14 protein-coding genes, 2 tRNA genes and 2 rRNA genes (1 of these 18 running past the window's edge) are annotated in these 19,988 nt (G+C 34.5%); 17 read left to right on the top strand and 1 reads right to left on the bottom strand.

The window, feature by feature from the left end:
• Positions 1-7 precede the first annotated feature (7 nt).
• The 10 genes from E0Z07_RS02335 (at position 8) to E0Z07_RS02290 (ending at position 12,247) form a co-directional block, all read left to right on the top strand.
• Entirely contained in the window at positions 8-1,000 is a 993-nt protein-coding gene (locus E0Z07_RS02335; protein ID WP_006259471.1) for a DNA-directed RNA polymerase subunit alpha, read from the top strand.
• A gap of 32 nt (positions 1,001-1,032) precedes the next feature.
• Positions 1,033-1,509 carry a 50S ribosomal protein L17 gene (rplQ, locus tag E0Z07_RS02330; RefSeq protein ID WP_006259470.1) on the top strand — a complete coding sequence of 159 codons (477 nt, stop codon included), beginning with the start codon at positions 1,033-1,035 and terminating at the stop codon, positions 1,507-1,509.
• 105 nt (positions 1,510-1,614) lie between these two features.
• Entirely contained in the window at positions 1,615-2,739 is a 1,125-nt protein-coding gene (carA, locus tag E0Z07_RS02325; protein ID WP_006259469.1) for a glutamine-hydrolyzing carbamoyl-phosphate synthase small subunit, read from the top strand.
• 96 nt (positions 2,740-2,835) lie between these two features.
• Positions 2,836-4,128 (top strand): phosphopyruvate hydratase, encoded by a 1,293-nt coding sequence (gene eno, locus E0Z07_RS02320; protein ID WP_006259468.1) that lies wholly within the window; start codon positions 2,836-2,838, stop codon positions 4,126-4,128.
• A 339-nt stretch (positions 4,129-4,467) separates the two neighbouring features.
• Positions 4,468-5,754, top strand: a complete 1,287-nt coding sequence (locus tag E0Z07_RS02315) for a citrate synthase (protein WP_006259467.1) — start codon at positions 4,468-4,470, stop codon at positions 5,752-5,754.
• Between the two features lie 108 nt (positions 5,755-5,862).
• Entirely contained in the window at positions 5,863-6,777 is a 915-nt protein-coding gene (locus E0Z07_RS02310) for a dimethylarginine dimethylaminohydrolase family protein (RefSeq protein ID WP_006259466.1), read from the top strand.
• Between the two features lie 10 nt (positions 6,778-6,787).
• Positions 6,788-7,726, top strand: a complete 939-nt coding sequence (ctlX, locus tag E0Z07_RS02305) for a citrulline utilization hydrolase CtlX (RefSeq protein WP_006259465.1) — start codon at positions 6,788-6,790, stop codon at positions 7,724-7,726.
• A gap of 144 nt (positions 7,727-7,870) precedes the next feature.
• Positions 7,871-9,994: a TonB-dependent receptor plug domain-containing protein gene (locus E0Z07_RS02300; protein WP_016650416.1), complete on the top strand. Its 2,124-nt coding sequence runs from the start codon at positions 7,871-7,873 to the stop codon at positions 9,992-9,994.
• Entirely contained in the window at positions 9,994-11,436 is a 1,443-nt protein-coding gene (locus E0Z07_RS02295; RefSeq protein ID WP_006259463.1) for an HmuY family protein, read from the top strand. Before E0Z07_RS02300 ends, E0Z07_RS02295 begins: the two co-directional genes overlap by 1 nt.
• Positions 11,437-11,608: 172 nt before the next feature.
• Positions 11,609-12,247, top strand: a complete 639-nt coding sequence (locus E0Z07_RS02290) for a hypothetical protein (protein ID WP_006259462.1) — start codon at positions 11,609-11,611, stop codon at positions 12,245-12,247.
• A 236-nt stretch (positions 12,248-12,483) separates the two neighbouring features.
• On the opposite strand, the gene E0Z07_RS02285 is transcribed toward E0Z07_RS02290, so the two are convergent.
• Positions 12,484-13,452 carry an AraC family transcriptional regulator gene (locus tag E0Z07_RS02285; RefSeq protein ID WP_006259461.1) on the bottom strand — a complete coding sequence of 323 codons (969 nt, stop codon included), beginning with the start codon at positions 13,450-13,452 and terminating at the stop codon, positions 12,484-12,486.
• 130 nt (positions 13,453-13,582) lie between these two features.
• On the opposite strand from E0Z07_RS02285, the gene E0Z07_RS02280 reads away from it, so the two are divergent.
• The 7 genes from E0Z07_RS02280 to E0Z07_RS02250 all read left to right on the top strand — a co-directional run.
• Positions 13,583-14,077: a class I SAM-dependent methyltransferase gene (locus E0Z07_RS02280; RefSeq protein WP_233446007.1), complete on the top strand. Its 495-nt coding sequence runs from the start codon at positions 13,583-13,585 to the stop codon at positions 14,075-14,077.
• Between the two features lie 209 nt (positions 14,078-14,286).
• Positions 14,287-15,621 carry an MATE family efflux transporter gene (locus E0Z07_RS02275; RefSeq protein WP_006259459.1) on the top strand — a complete coding sequence of 445 codons (1,335 nt, stop codon included), beginning with the start codon at positions 14,287-14,289 and terminating at the stop codon, positions 15,619-15,621.
• Between the two features lie 153 nt (positions 15,622-15,774).
• The gene (gene xpt, locus E0Z07_RS02270) at positions 15,775-16,341 is read left to right on the top strand and encodes a xanthine phosphoribosyltransferase (RefSeq protein WP_006259458.1); all 567 of its coding nucleotides are present in this window, start codon (positions 15,775-15,777) and stop codon (positions 16,339-16,341) included.
• 1,090 nt (positions 16,342-17,431) lie between these two features.
• Positions 17,432-18,949 (top strand): 16S ribosomal RNA (locus tag E0Z07_RS02265).
• An 81-nt stretch (positions 18,950-19,030) separates the two neighbouring features.
• A tRNA-Ile gene (locus E0Z07_RS02260) sits at positions 19,031-19,104 on the top strand.
• 93 nt (positions 19,105-19,197) lie between these two features.
• Positions 19,198-19,271, top strand: a tRNA-Ala gene (locus tag E0Z07_RS02255).
• Positions 19,272-19,422: 151 nt separating this feature from the next.
• Positions 19,423-19,988: ribosomal RNA gene (locus E0Z07_RS02250) — 23S ribosomal RNA — on the top strand; it runs 2,329 nt beyond the window's last position.
• Together the 16S and 23S rRNA genes with 2 tRNA genes alongside form the textbook arrangement of a ribosomal RNA operon.

The raw sequence follows: 19,988 nt of genomic DNA, 5'->3' as shown, positions 1-19,988 counted from the left end.
AACAAATATGGCAATATTTAATTTTCAAAAGCCCGATAAAGTTATCATGATTGATTCGACCGATTTTAAAGGCAAATTCGAATTTAGACCTTTAGAACCGGGATATGGATTGACAATAGGTAATGCATTAAGAAGAGTTCTTCTTTCTTCTCTTGAAGGATATGCAATTACTTCAGTTCGTATTGAAGGAGTAGATCATGAGTTTTCTACTATCGCTGGTGTAGTTGAGGATGTTACTGAAATCATTCTTAACCTAAAACAAGTTCGTTTTAAACGTCAAATTGAAGATGTTGATAATGAAACTGTTAGTATCTCTTTCTCTGGTAAAGAACAGTTGACTGCAGGTGATTTCCAGAAATTCATTTCTAGTTTCCAGATTCTGAATCCAGAATTAGTTATCTGTAATATGGATAGTAATGTAACTATTAATATGGATCTTACTATTGAGAAGGGAAGAGGTTACGTACCAGCTGAAGAGAATAGAAAACCTAATGCTCCTATTGGTACTATCTTTACTGACTCAATTTATACTCCAGTTAAGAACGTTAAGTATGCTATCGAAAACTATCGTGTTGAGCAAAAAACTGACTATGAGAAGTTAGTTTTTGATATCATTACCGATGGTTCTATTCATCCAAAAGATGCGTTAACTGAAGCTGCAAAAACATTAATACACCACTTTATGTTATTCTCAGATGAGAGAATTACTTTAGAGGCAGATGAGATTGCACAAACTGAATCGTATGATGAGGAATCTCTTCATATGAGACAGCTTCTAAAAACTAAACTAGTTGATTTAGATCTTTCAGTTAGAGCATTGAATTGTTTGAAAGCGGCTGAAGTAGATACATTAGGAGACTTAGTATCATTTAACAAAAACGACTTGATGAAATTTAGAAACTTCGGTAAGAAGTCTTTATCTGAATTAGAAGAGTTAGTAGCTGTTAAGGGACTTAATTTCGGGATGGATCTATCAAAATACAAATTAGATAAAGAATAAACTAGACTGCAAAGTCTAAATTCTAGTAAGAAATGAGACACGGAAAGAAAATAAATCACTTAGGTAGAAAAGCAGGACATAGAAACTCTATGCTTGCTAATATGGCTTGTTCTTTAATCGAGCACAAGCGTATCAATACTACTGTAGCTAAAGCTAAAGCTTTAAAGCAGTTTATTGAGCCATTAGTAACTAAAGCTAAAACTGACGATACTCATAACCGTCGTGTTGTTTTCTCTTATTTGAGAGACAAAGACGCAGTTACTGAACTATTTAGAGAAGTAGCTCAAAAAGTAGGAGATCGTCCAGGTGGATATACTCGTATTATTAAGTTAGGTAATCGTTTAGGAGATAACGCTGATATGGCTATGATTGAATTCGTTGACTTCAACGAATTATACAACGTTGCTAAGAAAGAAGCTAAAAAATCATCTACTCGTAGAGGTAAAAAGAAAGCTGCTGAAGCTCCTGCGACTGAGGCAACTTCTAATGAAGCTGAAACTAATGAATAGTATCAACAAAATTTATTTTTGTTATTTATAATATTAAGGACATTCTTTATAAGGATGTCCTTTTTTTTTTATTTTTGCTAAAAATTAATACAACACAACAATACAATGGAATATTCAGAAAGAAAGAAGGCGGTTTTAGTTTTAAAAGATGGAACTGTTTTTTTTGGTAAGTCGGTTGGTGTAGAAGGTACAGCATTCGGAGAGATTTGTTTTAACACTGGAATGACAGGTTATCAAGAAATCTTTACAGATCCTTCTTACTTCGGTCAAATCATGTTATCAACAACTGCTCATATTGGTAACTATGGGGTTAATGTTGACGAAGTTGATTCTGATGGAATTAAGATTTCTGGTTTAGTTTGTAAAAACTTTAGTTATTATCATTCACGTCCAAATTCAGAATCGGATTTATTGACTTATTTGGAAAAGGCTAATCTTATAGCTATTTCTGATGTTGATACACGTGCTCTTACCGCTCATATTAGAGACAACGGTGCTATGAATGCTATCATCTCAACAGATGGTAAATCAATTGAGGAGTTAAAAGTGATGTTAGAGAACGTTCCTTCAATGGAAGGTTTAGAGTTGTCTTCTAAAGTATCTACTAAAGAAGCTTACTACTTTGGTAATCCTGATGCGTCTCATAAAATTGCGGCAGTTGATTTTGGTATTAAAACAAATATTTTGCGTTGTTTCGAAGAGAGAGATTGTTATGTAAAGGTGTTTCCTTACAATGTTTCTTATGATGAATTAGTAGCATTTGGTGCTGATGGATATTTCCTATCTAACGGACCTGGTGATCCACAAGCTTTAGCAAAATTAGGAGTTCTTGACACGGTTAATAAAGTTATAGATTCAGGGCTTCCTGTTTTCGGTATTTGTTTAGGCCATCAATTAATCGGCTTGTCTCAAGGTGTGAGTACTTTTAAGATGTTTAGCGGACACCGCGGAGTGAACCATCCTGTTATGAATTTAGGTTCTACTCAAGGTGAAATCACATCACAGAATCATGGTTTTGCAATTAATAAGGAGGAGCTAAGTAAGCATGATAATCTTGAGCTAACTCATGTGCATTTAAACGATGGTACTGTTGCTGGTATGAAGATGAAAAATAAGAATGTTTTCTCTGTACAATATCATCCTGAATCAAGTCCTGGACCACATGATTCAAGATATTTATTTGATGAGTTTGTCGAGAATATAAAAAATAATAAAGGAGCTACAGTGTAGTTCCTTTCGTTATATATAAACTTTATTTCTTATCTGTATTAAGTAAGTTCAATTAAAGTTGTAAATTTGTTTATACTAAATTTTAAGACACAATTTATGAGTACAATTATTAGTGTGCATGCACGTCAAATATTAGATTCTAGAGGGAATCCTACAGTAGAAGTAGATGTTATTACTGAAAGTGGTATGTTAGGTCGTGCTGCTGTTCCATCTGGAGCTTCTACGGGTGAGCACGAAGCAGTAGAGTTACGCGATGGTGGTAAAGCTTTCTTAGGTAAAGGAGTATTAAAAGCTGTTGATAACGTTAACAATGTAATTGCTGAGCACATCGTAGGTGTTAGTGTTTTCGAACAGAATACTATTGACCAATTGATGATTGAATTAGATGGTACTAGTAATAAAGGAAATTTAGGAGCGAATGCTATTTTAGGTGTTTCTTTAGCAGTAGCTAAAGCAGCAGCAAATGAGTTAAGAATGCCATTATATCGTTATGTAGGTGGTGTTTCTGCAAACACGCTACCAGTTCCAATGATGAATATTATTAATGGTGGGTCTCACTCTGATGCTCCTATTGCATTTCAAGAGTTTATGATCATGCCTGTAAAAGCAATTACTTTTACACATGCTATGCAAATGGGGACTGAGATATTCCATCATTTGAAGAACGTTTTACACGAGAGAGGATTAAGTACAGCAGTAGGTGACGAAGGAGGTTTTGCTCCTACATTAAAAGGTACTGAAGATGCTCTTGATTCTATTAAATTAGCAGTTGAGAATGCAGGCTATAGATTTGGAGATGAGATTATGATCGCTTTGGATTGTGCGGCTTCTGAGTTCTATGTAGATGGTAAATATGATTATACTAAATTCGAAGGTGAATTAGGTAAAGTTCGTACTTCTCAAGAGCAAGCTGATTACTTAGCTGAGTTAGTTGAGAAGTATCCAATAGTATCTATTGAAGATGGTATGTATGAAGATGATTGGGATGGTTGGAAGTATTTAACGGATAAGATTGGTGATAAAGTTCAGTTAGTAGGTGATGATTTATTCGTTACTAATGTAGCTAGACTTGAGCGTGGTGTTAATGAAGGTATTGGTAACTCTATTTTGATTAAAGTAAATCAGATAGGAACACTTACTGAGACTATAGCTGCTGTTAACATGGCTAAGAATGCTGGATTTACTTCTGTTATGTCTCACCGTTCAGGTGAAACAGAAGATAGTACTATTGCTGATTTAGCTGTTGCTCTTAATTGTGGACAAATTAAAACTGGTTCTGCGTCTAGATCTGATCGTATGGCTAAGTATAATCAATTATTAAGAATAGAGGAAGAATTAGGTGATATCGCTTATTATCCTCAGGGGAATGCTTTTAAAGTAAAAAGATAATCCTTTATAAATAAAAAGCGGTAGATATGATATCATATCTACCGCTTTTTTATTTTATAGTACATGGGCACGGTTATGCTGGTATTTTGTAAAAATAAATTATTGTGAATAATGTTTTTTTTTAACTAATCCAATGTATTTATGATTATTTAGTATGCCTTATTTTTTCATTCGTTTTGTTAGTCTCTAAAATGAGGTTTTTTGTTCATTTTTAATGATTACTTTACGAATATGACTTGTATGTATGCATAATAATTCCTATCTTTCCTACTGAAAAATTACTAGAGTATGTTTGCTAGTAGTGAGTAAAACTTATAGAAAAAATAAAATAATAACAATATGTCTAAAACAGCTTATATAGAGGTTGACGGTAAAAGACATGAGTTTCCTGTATTAGTTGGTACTGAGAATGAAGTAGCAATTGATGTATTGAAATTACGTGCTTTAACTGGAGCTATTACTTATGACCCAGGTTATAAAAATTCTGGTGCATGCAAGAGTGCAATTACATTCTTAGATGGAGAAGAAGGAATCTTGAGATACAGAGGGTATTCTATTGAAGAATTAGCAGAATATTCTAACTTCTTAGAAGTTTCTTATTTGATTATCTTCGGTGAATTACCAACTCAAGAACAAATAGAAAAATTCGAGAATGATATTAGAAAGTATTCATTAGTTAATGAAGAAATGAAGAATATCATTGATGGGTTTCCTAAGACGGCACACCCAATGGGAGTGTTAGCTTCTTTGACTAGTGCTTTAACTGCATTTAATCCTAAAGTAGTGGATGCTGATTGTTCTAAGTCATTATATGAGGCTGTATGTAAGACAATGAGTAAATTCTTAGTAATAGCAACTTGGACCTATAGAAAAGCTAAAGGATATCCTTTAAACTATTATGATAACACTAAGAGCTATGTGGATAACTTCTTAAGATTGATGTTTGCTTTGCCAACAGAACCTTATGAAATCGATCCAATTATAAAAAATGCAATTGATAAATTATTTATCTTACATGCTGATCATGAACAAAACTGTTCTACATCTACAGTACGTATGGTAGGTTCTTCTCATGCAGGATTATTTGCATCTGTATCTGCTGGTGTTTCTGCTTTATGGGGTCCATTACACGGGGGAGCTAATCAAGCTGTATTAGAAATGCTTGAAGCAATTCAGAATGATGGAGGTGATGTTGAGAAATATTTAAACAAAGCTAAAGATAAAGACGATTCTTTCCGTTTAATGGGATTCGGACACAGAGTTTATAAAAACTTTGACCCAAGAGCTAGAATCATCAAAAAAGCAGCTGATGAAGTATTAGGAAAATTAGGTGTTGATGACCCTGTTTTAGATATTGCTAAAAAATTAGAAGAAGCAGCGCTTAAAGATCCTTATTTCGTAGAAAGACACTTATATCCTAATGTTGACTTCTACTCAGGAATTATTTATAGAGCTTTAGGTATCCCTACTGAAATGTTCACAGTTATGTTTGCTATTGGACGTTTACCAGGATGGATCGCTCAGTGGAAAGAAATGAGAATTAATAAAGAGCCAATTGGAAGACCTAGACAGTTATATGTTGGTGAAGCATTAAGAACATTTGTTCCTATGAAAGATAGAAAATAATATTTATTTTATATTTGTTGAGGAGGCACCCTAATTAAGGGTGCCTTTTTTATTTTGTAAAGAATTAAGTAGAGAGTATTTTGTTATATTTGTGGAAAATCAATATTTATGCTTAAGTTAAACGTTAAGAATGAAACCTCGAGATTGCGGGCTGTGGTCCTAGGTACAGCTAATAGTATCGGACCCACACCTACAGTAGAAGAAGCTTACGACCCTAAGTCGTTAGAGCATATTAAAGCAGGTACTTATCCTGTAGAATCTGACATGATTCAAGAAATGGATGCTTTTAATAAAGTATTCGAAAAATATGATGTAAAGGTGTATAGACCTGAAATCATTGAAGACTACAATCAAATTTTTACTCGTGATATTGGATTTGTGATTGAAGATAAATTCATTAAAGCGAATATCCTACCAGATAGAGATCGTGAATTACATGCAATACAGTATGTGTTAGATCAAATTAATCCTGCATCTATAATCTCTGCTCCAGAAGAAGTACACTTTGAAGGAGGAGATGTAATGCCATGGAATGATTATATTTTTATAGGAAGCTATAAGCGTCCAGATTATAAAGAATATATTACAGCAAGAACAAATCAACTAGGTGTTGATTTTATTAAAGAATTATTCCCTAATAAAACAGTTTTATCATTTGACTTGGTGAAGTCTAGAACAGAACCTCGTGATAATGCATTGCATTTAGATTGTTGTTTTCAACCAATCGGAAATGATAAAGGAATAATCTATAAAGGTGGTTTTTATGATGAGAAAGAATACTATCAATTAGTTGAAATTTTCGGTAAAGACAACTTATTCCACATTGAAAGAGAAGAAATGTATCATATGTTTTCGAATGTATTTTCTATTAGCCCAGAAGTTATTGTGTCTGAACGTAATTTCACAAGACTGAATAATTGGTTAAGAGATAATAATTTCGTTGTAGAAGAGATTCCTTATGCAGAAATTGCAAAACAAGAGGGGTTATTAAGATGTTCTACATTACCTTTGATACGTGATTAAAATATATGTTATGAATCAAACTACTAATACAATATTAATGATTCGCCCTGTGGCGTTTCGTATGAACGAACAAACTGCAGTAAATAACTATTATCAAAAAGTACTTGATAATACAACTCCTGCTACAGTTAATGCAAAAGCTCAACAAGAGTTTGATGCTTTCGTAGAAAAATTAAGAGCTGTTGGAGTTAATGTTATTGTAGTAGAAGATACTGTAGATCCTGATACACCAGATAGTATTTTCCCGAATAACTGGATTTCTTTTCACGAAAGTGGAGAAGTAGTTCTTTACCCAATGTTTGCTGAGAATAGAAGGCTGGAGAGAAGAGAAGATATATTTGATATCTTGGAGAAAGAGGGCTTTGTAATTGATGATGATATATGGGATTATACGTCGGCGGAAGAAGATGATTTATTCTTAGAAGGAACAGGAAGTTTATTGTTAGATAGAGCTAATGAAAAGACGTATTGTGCATTGTCACCACGTGCTGATGAAGGTTTAGTTATTGAGTTTTGTGAAGATTTTGAGACAGACCCGGTAATTTTTGAAGCGTTTCAAACAGTAGATGGAGAAAGAAAACATATCTATCACACTAATGTTATGATGTGTTTAGCCGAAACATTTGCTGTAATTTGCGCAGATTGTATTGATGATAAACAAGAGAGAAAAACAGTCTTAAATAGTTTAAAGAGCACAGGAAAAGAAGTTATTACTATTACGGAAGAACAAGTTAATAATTTTGCTGGTAATATGTTACAAGTAAAAGGAGCAAACGATCAACGTTATTTAGTAATGTCAACGCAAGCTTATAATAGTTTAGACGCTAATCAAATAAAAGCAATAGAAAAGCATTGTCCAATCTTACATAGTAGCTTAGATACTATAGAAGCTTGTGGTGGTGGAAGTGCTCGTTGTATGATGGCAGAAGTGTTCTTACCTAAGAATTAGATAGATATTTATTTTGATATACTGAAAACGAAGCAATAGCTTCGTTTTTTTATTTACAAAATAATTATTTAAATTCATTTTAAATAAGATATTTTTCTATCTTTGCAATCAAGAAATCATCTAAATAAAAAACAAAAAGAATAAATGAAGCGTAATACCATATTTGTACTGAGTGCTTTTTGTGCAATTCCAGCATTTACTTTTGCTCAAGTACAAGATACTATAACGCCACCCAATGCTAATCTTGGAGAAATTGTTATCTCTGGACAGTATAGTCCACAATCTATAAATAAGGCTGTTAATAATGTGACAGTTCTGAATAGGCAACGTTTAGAAAATTTAGGGGCAGTAACATTAGCTGACGCATTAAATCAAGTGATGAATATATCTATACTACCAAATGCTGGTACAGGTAGATCTACTGTGAAGATGTTTGGTTTAGACGCCCAGTATTTTACGATACTAGTGGATAATGTACCTATGATTTCTGATGAAGGCTTTGGTAATAATACAGACCTTACTCAGATTAACTTAGATGATATTGAACAAGTAGAAATTGTAGAAGGAGCCATGGGGGTTGACTATGGAGCCAATGCAGTAACAGGAATTATAAATATCATTACTAAGAAAAATAATATTCATGATTGGAACGTAAATTTCTTTACACAAGAAGAGACTGTTGGTGATGAATATAATTTGAAGAATAAAGGAAAGCATATTCAGGGGCTAACGATAGGACATAATATAAATGATAATTTATATGCAAGTGTTAGTTATACTCATAATGATTTTAAAGGATGGTTTAATGATAGAAAAGGGTTTACTTATTATGGAGATGAGGATAAAAGGGGGCACGAATGGTTACCAAAGAATCAAAATAATGTAAAGGCTCTTCTGAATTACCACCATAAGTCTTATCGTGTATTCTATAAGTTCGAATACTTTGATGAGAGAATGAAGGATTATAGTAAGACCTTCGAGGTAAACGAGGATCCTGTGTTTGAAACGATTGATCCTATTGCTAAAGATCGTATTACGAATACAAAGAGATGGTCTAACGTTCTAAATACTTCTGGTAAATTTCAAGATCTTTTCCGTTTTGATTTGTCTTTTACTTATCAGAAACAAGAGAGGGAGATAGATTTTTATAGATATAGAATTAAGTATGACGAGAAATTTGATAAAAACTCATATAAAAGTGAAAGTAGAGAAGTGTTCTTTTCGAGGGGAACTTTTAGTGATTTTATTAAATGGGAGAGAGCTAGATTCCAAGTAGGATATGAAGTAGCGAATAGTAAAGGGTATTCATTAATGAGCGAATCATTAGGAGAATCTCCTCAAAGCAGATCTTTAGGAAGTTATGATTTTTATGCTTCATCAGAGATTGACGTTATGCCTAATTTCATGATTCGTCCTGGATACCGTTTAATGACTTCAAATACTTTTGACAGTCAGCATGCTATGAGTTTAATGCTTAAATATGTATTGCCAAATAATTATGAGATTCGTGCTACTGTAGGCACATCACCTCGTTTGCCTAATTATGAAGAGTTATATACGTATTTTGTAGACGTTAATCATGATTTACAAGGTAATCCAAATTTAAATCCTGAGAAAGGGAAGACGTTCTTTTTGAATATTAAAAAGGCAGTAGAATTTAGTGAAGATATTGAATTTAGTAGTAGTTTGACTGGACGTTTTTTGAATGTACAAGATAAGATTGATGTAATTCAGATTATTGATCCATCAGGACTTAAGTATAAATATCATAATGTTAATCGTTATAGAAATATAGGAGTAACTTTCTTGAATCAATTGCGTTGGAAAACATTAGATGTAGGTCTTGGTTTTACTTATTCAGGGGCTGCTCAGCAAATATATGGTGCTCCTAGTGATACAGATAAATTCTTATATACTCCTGAAGTGACAGCTAATGTTAGTTATAAGTTGCCATCTACAGGGACTATGTTCTCGTTATATTATAAATTTAATGGGGAAGAGTATCGTTATAAGATGGAGTCAGATCTTTTTGGTGAATACTATATGAAAGGAAAGCAAGAAAGCTATTCTTGGATGGATTTTAGTGTCCGCCAGCCTTTCTTTAAGAATATGTTGTTTGCAACAGTTGGGGTAAGAAATATATTTGATGTTAAAGATTTAACATCAACAACAAGTTCTGGAACAGCGCATAGCTCTTCTTCTCCTTCACAACCACTGGGATATGGAAGAAGCTTCTTTGTAAAATTACAATATAAATTAGGTTTTTAATGATGATGAGACGTTTATTACATATTAGCATATTTATTGTATCTCTTTTTATGATGATATCATGTGAAAAGGATTCTAAGAATGGTAATAGTGACACAAGGGATTTTATTGTAGCTTATGAAGAACAATCTATCAGTTATGGAGAAATCGTAGAAAAGAAAGAATTAAATGTGATTTTTTCTGAACCGGCTGCCGAAGCGGGTAGTATTGAGATGAGAGTTTCTGAAGTAAATGCAAGATATGATGTAGATTATAATACTATTCCAAGTGCTAAAGCGGGTATATTAACTATTCCTTTCGCTAAAGGCGATCGAAAAGTGAATTTTGTATTTAATAACCTAATATATCCTTATGATCGTTCTGATAAGACAGTCCAGTTTGATATAGTGAAGGTTAATTATTCAATAAAAGAACCTAAGATTCAAGGATATAATGTGATGGTGGTTAGTTTTGATACAGCTATTGGAGGTCTTTTAATGCCTGCTATTGGTGGACCGAGCCAACCTAAACAAGTATACGTAGATTTAGGAGGAAAGGCAATGTATCTTGTACAACGTGATTCTTGGGACTTAGCCTTTTATGCAGATAAAGAGTTTAGAGTTAAATTGAACGGATCTATTTATATGGCTACAAGTGCTTTATCAAGTACAGATATTGATAAAGTGAGAGAAAGTGATGTAACGAGTCTAAAAACTCAGGTACAGATAGGTACATTTGATCCAGCTAATGTTGCTTATATAGATGCTCCTACTGGTGAATTATCAGCAACAGCAATTAAGGAGGTAAAACTTAACCCTGATGAAAATAAAGTTTATTTAGTAAACTTAGGTTTTAAACCTGGTGCTTCTAGTGTTGCTGCAGGTTCTGTAAATGTAACTGGTGATACAAGAGGATGGAAGAAGATTAGAATACTAAGAAAAGATCAAGGTTATCTACTGCAGTATGCAGATTTAAATGATAGTACACATAAGGAAGTGTTTATAGAGAAGAATTCATCTTATAACTTTGTTTTCTTTAGTTTCGATACTAATAAGATTGTTAATGTTGAACCAAGTAAACAAAAATGGGATTTAAACTTTACTGTATTTACAAATACAGTTGATCAAAACGGAGATCCTAAAGGTTCTTATGGTTATTCAGATTTTATTGTAAACAATAGATATGCGGGTGTTACTGCTTATAAAGTTACAATACCTGAAAAGGATAAAACAATGTATAAGAATTTCTCTTTAGCTGATGTAGATAAAAGCGCACTATCTTTAGATTTACGTACTATAGGTGGTACATGGAGGGACGTAGCGAATGATAAAAAATTATTTACTAATATCTTTTACGTAATTAAAGATTCAAAAGGCAACTACTATAAGATGCGTGTATTGAGCTTTATGAATGAAAAAGGTGAACGTGGATACCCAAGATTTGAATATAGCCTATTAAGGTAATTAATAATATTACATAACTATTTGTTGTCGCAGGTTATGTATGTGATTCAATGTAATCATACAGTACTTCAAGTATTTGTTGTTTATTGAGTTGTTAGTTTATTTTTGTTAGAAAACCCCAAGATTGTCGCTCTTGGGGTTTTTTTATTACTTTTAAGTTTTTAATCTGTCTATGATGCCTATAGTTACACATTCTAATAAGATTCTACATCCTTTATTTTTAGTATGCCTAGCTTTGCTTCTGTGTAATGATTTTTGGTTGAAAGAAGAGTTTTCTAATGTGATAACGGGCAAACTATCAGATTTTACAGGACTATTTATCTTCCCATTTTTTTGGTCTGCCTTTTTTCCAAAATATACTAGAGGTATTCATATAAGTACAGTGTTATTGTTTATATGGTTTAAAAGTCCTTTATCTACCCCTGTGTTATCATGGCTTAATGGTTTTGGATTATCTATCGGACGGGTGGTTGATTATACTGACTATATGGCTTTAGTCAGTGTGGTGTTGTCCTATTATGTATTTAATAATATTACTATCCATAGATCATATCGCAGTGCCAAAGTAGGAGTGATTTATCTTTCTATTTTTTCTTTTATGGCAACTTCTCAGATTCCTAAAGTATCTACTTTTTATCCTATTCAGGACCAAGAGTATTATTTTAAAGGAACGAAGAGAGAACTGATTCAAAAATTAAATGAAGTTCAAGTAGAAAAAGTGCAGGAGTGGAATAATAAACTTACTCCTGTTCAAAGACCTATTGTAATTGACTCGGTTAATGATTTGATACATTATGAACTAAATGATTAATATGTACTAGGTAGATTATTAGATGTCGAAGAGGGACAGAAAGATAGCGTTTACTATGAATCTGATCTGGTTAAGTTTGTCATCACACAAGAGAACACTAGAGCTAAAATTACTCTTCTTGAGATTATGGTTAGAGTTCAAGGGATAGGAGATGTTGATATCACTAAACTACCATATCCTAAAAAGGAAGTCAGAGCTTTCAAAAGAAATTTGATAAGCCCCTTAAAGAAGAAATTCTAAGCTTCTCTGTATTTAGCTGGTGTAGTTTGATACATACGTTTAAAGGCAGAAGTGAAGTGTTGTACATGCTCATATCCACAGTAGTGAGCTATTTCTTTGATAGGTATAGTTGTGTTGCGCAACAATTTATGAGCGTATTCCATTCTTAATTGATACACATATCCGAATATTGTAGTATTGTAGACCTCTTTGAAGCCTTTCTTTAGTTTATAATCATTTAATCCCACTTCTAGTGCAAGTTCTGATAAACTAAGAGGGGCTTGATAGTTTTGTTCTATGTGTTCTTTAGCTTCTGCCAGTTTTTGTTTATCAGATAGAGATATTTTTGTCAAATCCTTATTGGAATTTAAACGTATATATTGCTCGAATTGTAATAGGAGTAATTCTTTACTCTTTACATCTAAGTATAATTGTTTCATGACACCAGTTCTATTTGTGTTATAAATTTCGGTAAGAACTGCTTTTATTTCTACGTTTACTAAAGCATTGTTTTGGAATAACTGGTTGTTTGTTTTATTGATAGGAGGGATCAGACCTTCATATTGATTAATTAAGGAGTCCACATGGTCTTGAGGGAATAGTACCTCCATATATTCATTGCTGTTTTCATTTTGTTTAAAAGTACCTTGTAGTTCTTTTTGTAAATATAGGTTGTGTTGATTTTTATTAAACTTTACATTGTTGTAAGTCGAATTAAAGGCTGATCTACCATTTATACAAAAGTGCATTTCATAAAATGGTTCATCTGTATACATCTCTATAGAGATATCCTTTTTTATATTCATCATCCCGAAGATTAGAATAGAATTCTGATTATAGTACTCTGTTACTTTATTTTCTACTATATCATTGTGGATGCGTATGGTCTTACATTTATCTAGATTAGCTGTTTCTGAGCATAAAGTTTGATATCTTTTCTCTAGTAAGATCTCTTTTGTATTGATGTCCTTAATGATCATTTCCATAATAATCCGTTTTGCGTAAAGTTTATTCCTTTTTAGGTAACAACTATTTTAGTTACATGAAGGAAATTTGCACAAATATAATTATTAAGATTAATTCTAAATAACTATATTTGGTCAAAATTTATAGTATATGGAGCCAATGGATAATATTGAATTAGCAAAGCAGCTTAAATGTCCTAGTGGAGATGATGGAGTTAGGGTTGGAAATAGGATGTATGCATCCAATAGCAATATGATTTATAAAACTATTGACCGCTTAAACATTAAAGCAGGGATGCATATTCTAGAATTAGGGTTTGGTAATGGTCGCCATTTGCCATATTTGTTTTCTAAAGAAAAAAGCTTGAGTTATGAAGGTATTGAGTTATCTGATGTCATGTTAAGTGAAGCAGCCGAATTCAATAAAGAGCTAATAAAAGAAAGTAAAGTCAAATTGTCTTTAGGGAATGATACAGGAAGAATGGATTTTGAAGACAAATCTTTTGACGGTTTCTTTTCGATCAACACTATTTATTTTTGGGAAGAGCCAAATAAGTATTTTCAAGATATATATCGTATTTTACGTTCAGAAGGACTTTGCTCTAAAACAAGCTTTTGCTACAGAAGAAGTCTTCCATTTTCATAAGACAGAGTGGCTTATTCGTTTATTGACTAATATTGGTTTCTATAATATAGAACAATGGCAGTATATGGAGAATACAACTAATAAGTTGGGACAAGCTGTTGTACGTCCATTTGTTATTCTAAAAGCGACTAAGTTGTAAAGAAAGAAATCTTCTTATCCTTGTTTCTAATGTTTATCTGTGAGAATTATTAAATCATTCACTTATAAATATGGATAAACAGAAACAATTGATTTTAAAAGGCAATTTGCCTAATGTGATGTGGCAGATGTCTTGGCCAGCTATTATAGCGATGGTCTTATTTGGGCTAAATAACTTTTTAGACGGTGTCTTTGTTGGGCACCTGATTAATGATACAGCATTGGCAGCTGTTGGGATAGCTTTTCCTTTAGCACAGATTGGACAAGCTATCGGTAGCCTTATAGGCACGGGTGCAGGTGCCGCTATTAGTATTTGGATAGGAGCAGATGATCAGAGTAATTTGGCTAGATGTTTAGGTTCAGTTAATTTTCTTAGCATTTTATTCTCCGTGGCTTTTATGCTTCCCGCCTATATTTTTGCCGATGAACTAATCTATTTGATGGGAGGCAGAGGGGAGATAGCTATTTTAGCTTCCCAGTATTATAAGGTTATTCTATTAGGTACTTTCTTTTGGGTACATGGTTTAGCGTTGAATATGATGATTCGCGCAGAAGGAAAGATGAAGACTGCAGCTATAATGATAGCGATAGGGTTAATAATCGATATAGTACTTAAGCCTATTTTTATCTCTACATTAGGAGGTGGGGTAGTTGGTGCTGCTTGGGCTACTAATGTATCGATGATTGTTTATACTATTCTAGGTATAGGGTATTATCATTTTTCTAAATCTTCTTTTAAGACTAATGTTTGGTCATTTTTTAATGATAAGCAGATTACTAGATTTATTATTAAGCTAGGAATGCCTGCCATGATTATGATGGTGATGGTTGTCATTCAGAATATAGTCATTTTTAATGCCTTGTCTAAGTATGGTACAGATAGTGACATTACCTTCTTTACTGCTGTTAATCGTTTTTATTTATTATTGTGTACACCTATGTTCGGATTGATGCGTGCACTTCAGCCAGTAGCAGGGATGAATTATGGTGTCCAGAATTATGTTCGTACTAAGCGATCATATGTATTATTTACTTGGACTGGAGTAGGGCTATTATTACCCTTCTGGTGTTTAGTAATGTTTTTTCCTCAGGATGTCTTATCCTTAATGATACCAAACCAATTATTTTCAATAGATCAATTGATTAATTTTCGTGTATATATGAGTGTTTTGTTGGTGTTGCCAGCTATATTCATGGGTATGGTTTGGTTTCCATCTGTAGAGAATGCGAGGCCAGCTAGTTTGGTTGCGCTTTTTAGACAGCTAGTGTTGTATGTTCCTATTATGTTAGTTGTGCCCCGTATTTTTGGGATTAATGGTATTTATTGGGCAAGTGCTTTGATCGATTGGGCTATTTTTATTGTCGTGATTTTTGTGTTAAGACGTAGTTTTAAGAGGATGGTATAAATTAATAGAAGAATAGAGACTGTTTTTTCTTGCTTGAGTAAAGAATTTAAAGGAACTAGGATAGGGATAAAAGGATTATGCGTAAATTCGCTTGCAATTTTCAAAGGAAGTTTAGTCGTCCTTTTCATTTTATAATTATACAACACAACATATATGGAATTATTAAGAGAGAGAATTTTGCAAGATGGAAGATGTTTTGAAGGAGGAATTTTAAAAGTAGACAGTTTTATCAACCATCAGATGGACCCTGTACTAATGAAATCTATTGGAGTAGAATTCGTAAGAAGATTTGCAGGAACTAATGTGAATAAAATTATGACTATTGAGGCTAGTGGGATTGCTCCAGCTATTATGACAGGATATTTATTAAATCTTCCTGTGGTATTTGCTAAGAAGAAAAAACCTAGCACAATGGAGAATATGTTACATACACAGATACACTCTTTTACTAAGGATAGAACGTATGATGTAGTTATAAGTAATGATTTTCTTCAGCCTACAGACAATGTTTTATTTGTAGATGACTTTTTAGCGTATGGTAATGCCGCTTTAGGAGTACTAGATTTAATAAAACAGTCTGGTGCTAATTTAGTAGGAATGGGATTCATTATAGAAAAAGCATTTCAAGACGGACGTAAGTTAATAGAAGAGCAAGGAGTAAGAGTAGAATCTTTAGCAATAATAGAAGATCTGTCTAACTGCACGATTACGATTAGATAATATTTTAGAATAGTTTTATATTCATATACAGCCCTGGACTATATAGTCTAGGGCTTTTTTATTGTCATCATAAGTTACCCCTCTTCAAGAGTGCGACAAGACCTTTTCAATATTGCTTCAAGAAAGAGGTGCTCAGATAGAGCAATCTTGGAGAAATGTTGAAGCGGTGTTGAAGAAGTAGGCATAAAGGCTTGCTATTACTGGGATACAGAAGTGTTTTGGCTTTAGAAAGATAATACTGGTAATTTACTTTACTTTTTGATAGACAATTGTTTACGATGATAATTACTCAATGTGAGAATAAAAAAAGTACATCTGTTTTTCTTCGAAACAAGATAATAGCCATATAATAAGGGACTTTTCTTCTAAAAAAGCATACCTATATAAGTAGATCAACTACAAAAAAGTAGATAAAACACCTTTGGGTAGGATAAAGTAACATTTAGAAATAGACAGAAAGGGCATAAGAAGGTATATTCTCAATTATTACATATATATAATAGAGTACAATATTAAATACATTCTACCGTCCAACCTTACGTATATATAGTATAGAGACGCCATAACGCTATAACCATTAAAAAAAGACAAAAAAACTTTCGCTTGTAAAAGGTGGTATAATAATGAGTTATGAAATACTTTTTAAAAACATTGAAAAAAAGACAAAGATAAGTTTGGAAGTAAGAGAAAAGACACTACTTTTGCATCCGCATTAGAGAAGTAGTTGCTACGGTAACAATGTCTCGAAGAGCAGACGATCATAAACAAAAAGTGAAGCAAGAACGACTAAAAATAAGCTTTAAAAAATTTACAAAAATAAATTTGGATAAGTAAAAAATAAGGTAGTATCTTTGCAGTCCGCTTCAGTAAAAACGGGAGTTGAGCGAAAAAATAAAGAAAAATATTTTCTTAAAAAGTTTTGCTAATTCAAAATAAGTTTTTACTTTTGCACTCGCTTTGAAAAACAAGTGAGAATAAAATAAGAAGACACGTTCATAAACATATTGGATTGACAGCATACAAATAAGAGAGTAAGGCAAATCGCTAAGATTTGGAATTATACTTTTTTAATTTACGAAATTAAAAATATACGATGAAGAGTTTGATCCTGGCTCAGGATGAACGCTAGCGGCAGGCCTAACACATGCAAGTCGAGGGGTAGAAAGAGCTTGCTTTTTTGAGACCGGCGCACGGGTGAGTAACGCGTATGCAACCTACCTTATACAGGGGAATAGCCCGAAGAAATTCGGATTAATGCTCCATGGTTTATCGATATGGCATCGTATTGATAATAAAGATTTATCGGTATAAGATGGGCATGCGTATCATTAGCTAGTTGGTGTGGTAACGGCATACCAAGGCAACGATGATTAGGGGTCCTGAGAGGGAGATCCCCCACACTGGTACTGAGACACGGACCAGACTCCTACGGGAGGCAGCAGTGAGGAATATTGGTCAATGGAGGCAACTCTGAACCAGCCATGCCGCGTGCAGGATGACGGTCCTATGGATTGTAAACTGCTTTTGTACAGGAAGAAACCTCCCTACGAGTAGGGACTTGACGGTACTGTAAGAATAAGGATCGGCTAACTCCGTGCCAGCAGCCGCGGTAATACGGAGGATCCGAGCGTTATCCGGAATTATTGGGTTTAAAGGGTTCGTAGGCGGCTTTGTAAGTCAGTGGTGAAATTTCCTAGCTTAACTAGGACACTGCCATTGATACTGCAGAGCTTGAATAGTATGGAAGTAACTAGAATATGTAGTGTAGCGGTGAAATGCTTAGATATTACATGGAATACCAATTGCGAAGGCAGGTTACTACGTATTTATTGACGCTGATGAACGAAAGCGTGGGGAGCGAACAGGATTAGATACCCTGGTAGTCCACGCCGTAAACGATGGATACTAGCTGTTCGGTTTTCGGACTGAGTGGCTAAGCGAAAGTGATAAGTATCCCACCTGGGGAGTACGTTCGCAAGAATGAAACTCAAAGGAATTGACGGGGGCCCGCACAAGCGGTGGAGCATGTGGTTTAATTCGATGATACGCGAGGAACCTTACCAGGGCTTAAATGTAGATTGACAGATTTGGAAACAGATTTTTCTTCGGACAATTTACAAGGTGCTGCATGGTTGTCGTCAGCTCGTGCCGTGAGGTGTCAGGTTAAGTCCTATAACGAGCGCAACCCCTATTGTTAGTTACCAGCGCGTAGTGGCGGGGACTCTAGCAAGACTGCCGGTGCAAACCGTGAGGAAGGTGGGGATGACGTCAAATCATCACGGCCCTTACGTCCTGGGCTACACACGTGCTACAATGGCAAGTACAGAAAGCAGCTACCTGGCAACAGGATGCGAATCTCCAAAGCTTGTCTCAGTTCGGATTGGAGTCTGCAACTCGACTCTATGAAGCTGGAATCGCTAGTAATCGGATATCAGCCATGATCCGGTGAATACGTTCCCGGGCCTTGTACACACCGCCCGTCAAGCCATGGAAGCTGGGGGTACCTGAAGTCGGTGACCGCAAGGAGCTGCCTAGGGTAAAACTAGTAACTAGGGCTAAGTCGTAACAAGGTAGCCGTACCGGAAGGTGCGGCTGGAACACCTCCTTTCTAGAGAATAATTATAGAAGTATGATACTTTACTCTCGCTGTTAATACCAAAAAAAAGAATAAAAGAATTAAGTAATACAGAGTCTCGTAGCTCAGCTGGTTAGAGTACTACACTGATAATGTAGGGGTCGGCAGTTCGAGTCTGCCCGGGACTACTAATTTACTAATTCGATAAGGAAATACTAGAGGTTAAACTAACCGCCCAAAAGTTACTGTTAACTGTAAGCTGTTAACCAAACACTAGAGACGGGGGATTAGCTCAGCTGGCTAGAGCGCCTGCCTTGCACGCAGGAGGTCATCGGTTCGACTCCGATATTCTCCACTACGGCATAAAATCAAAACTGGTTTAATTATCAGTGACGATTCGCCACAAGTTCATTGACATATTGATAAAACTTAACTAACAAAACAGTTAGAAAGAATAAAAAAGATATAGAAATATATAGAAAGTACGATTCGAAAGAATTGTAAGCACATAAGCAAAATAAGGGCGTATGGGGAATGCCTAGGCTCTCAGAGGCGAAGAAGGACGTGATAAGCTGCGAAAAGCTACGGGGATTGGCACACACGAATTGATCCGTAGATATCCGAATGGGGCAACCCAGTATGTTGAAGACATACTATCCTGTATAGGAGGCGAACCCGCTGAACTGAAACATCTAAGTAGGCGGAGGAGAAGAAAACAAAAGTGATTCCGTAAGTAGTGGCGAGCGAACGCGGAATAGCCCAAACCAAAGTTGTTACGGCAATTTTGGGGTTGTAGGACCACGAGATTTCTTGCGGATTTAATTAGAATTACCTGGAAAGGTAAACCAAAGAGGGTGATAGTCCCGTATAAGTAAGAGAAGATAAGAATAGTGGTATCCTGAGTAGGTCGGGGCACGTGAAACCTTGATTGAAACTGGCGGGACCATCCGCTAAGGCTAAATACTCCTGAGAGACCGATAGTGAACCAGTACCGTGAGGGAAAGGTGAAAAGAACCGTGAATAACGGAGTGAAACAGATCCTGAAACCATACGCCTACAAGCGGTCGGAGCT

The sequence above is a fragment of the Myroides odoratimimus genome, assembly GCF_004337635.1.
Taxonomy (GTDB): domain Bacteria; phylum Bacteroidota; class Bacteroidia; order Flavobacteriales; family Flavobacteriaceae; genus Flavobacterium; species Flavobacterium odoratimimum.
This window is presented reverse-complemented; position numbering and strand designations above follow the sequence as displayed.

Coding starts and splice junctions, on each gene's coding strand:
- E0Z07_RS02335 (WP_006259471.1), top strand. CDS start 8: ATGGCAATATTTAATTTTCAAAAGCCCGATAAAGTTATCATGATTGAT.
- rplQ (WP_006259470.1), top strand. CDS start 1,033: ATGAGACACGGAAAGAAAATAAATCACTTAGGTAGAAAAGCAGGACAT.
- carA (WP_006259469.1), top strand. CDS start 1,615: ATGGAATATTCAGAAAGAAAGAAGGCGGTTTTAGTTTTAAAAGATGGA.
- eno (WP_006259468.1), top strand. CDS start 2,836: ATGAGTACAATTATTAGTGTGCATGCACGTCAAATATTAGATTCTAGA.
- E0Z07_RS02315 (WP_006259467.1), top strand. CDS start 4,468: ATGTCTAAAACAGCTTATATAGAGGTTGACGGTAAAAGACATGAGTTT.
- E0Z07_RS02310 (WP_006259466.1), top strand. CDS start 5,863: ATGCTTAAGTTAAACGTTAAGAATGAAACCTCGAGATTGCGGGCTGTG.
- ctlX (WP_006259465.1), top strand. CDS start 6,788: ATGAATCAAACTACTAATACAATATTAATGATTCGCCCTGTGGCGTTT.
- E0Z07_RS02300 (WP_016650416.1), top strand. CDS start 7,871: ATGAAGCGTAATACCATATTTGTACTGAGTGCTTTTTGTGCAATTCCA.
- E0Z07_RS02295 (WP_006259463.1), top strand. CDS start 9,994: ATGATGATGAGACGTTTATTACATATTAGCATATTTATTGTATCTCTT.
- E0Z07_RS02290 (WP_006259462.1), top strand. CDS start 11,609: ATGATGCCTATAGTTACACATTCTAATAAGATTCTACATCCTTTATTT.
- E0Z07_RS02285 (WP_006259461.1), bottom strand. CDS start 13,452: ATGGAAATGATCATTAAGGACATCAATACAAAAGAGATCTTACTAGAG.
- E0Z07_RS02280 (WP_233446007.1), top strand. CDS start 13,583: ATGGAGCCAATGGATAATATTGAATTAGCAAAGCAGCTTAAATGTCCT.
- E0Z07_RS02275 (WP_006259459.1), top strand. CDS start 14,287: ATGGATAAACAGAAACAATTGATTTTAAAAGGCAATTTGCCTAATGTG.
- xpt (WP_006259458.1), top strand. CDS start 15,775: ATGGAATTATTAAGAGAGAGAATTTTGCAAGATGGAAGATGTTTTGAA.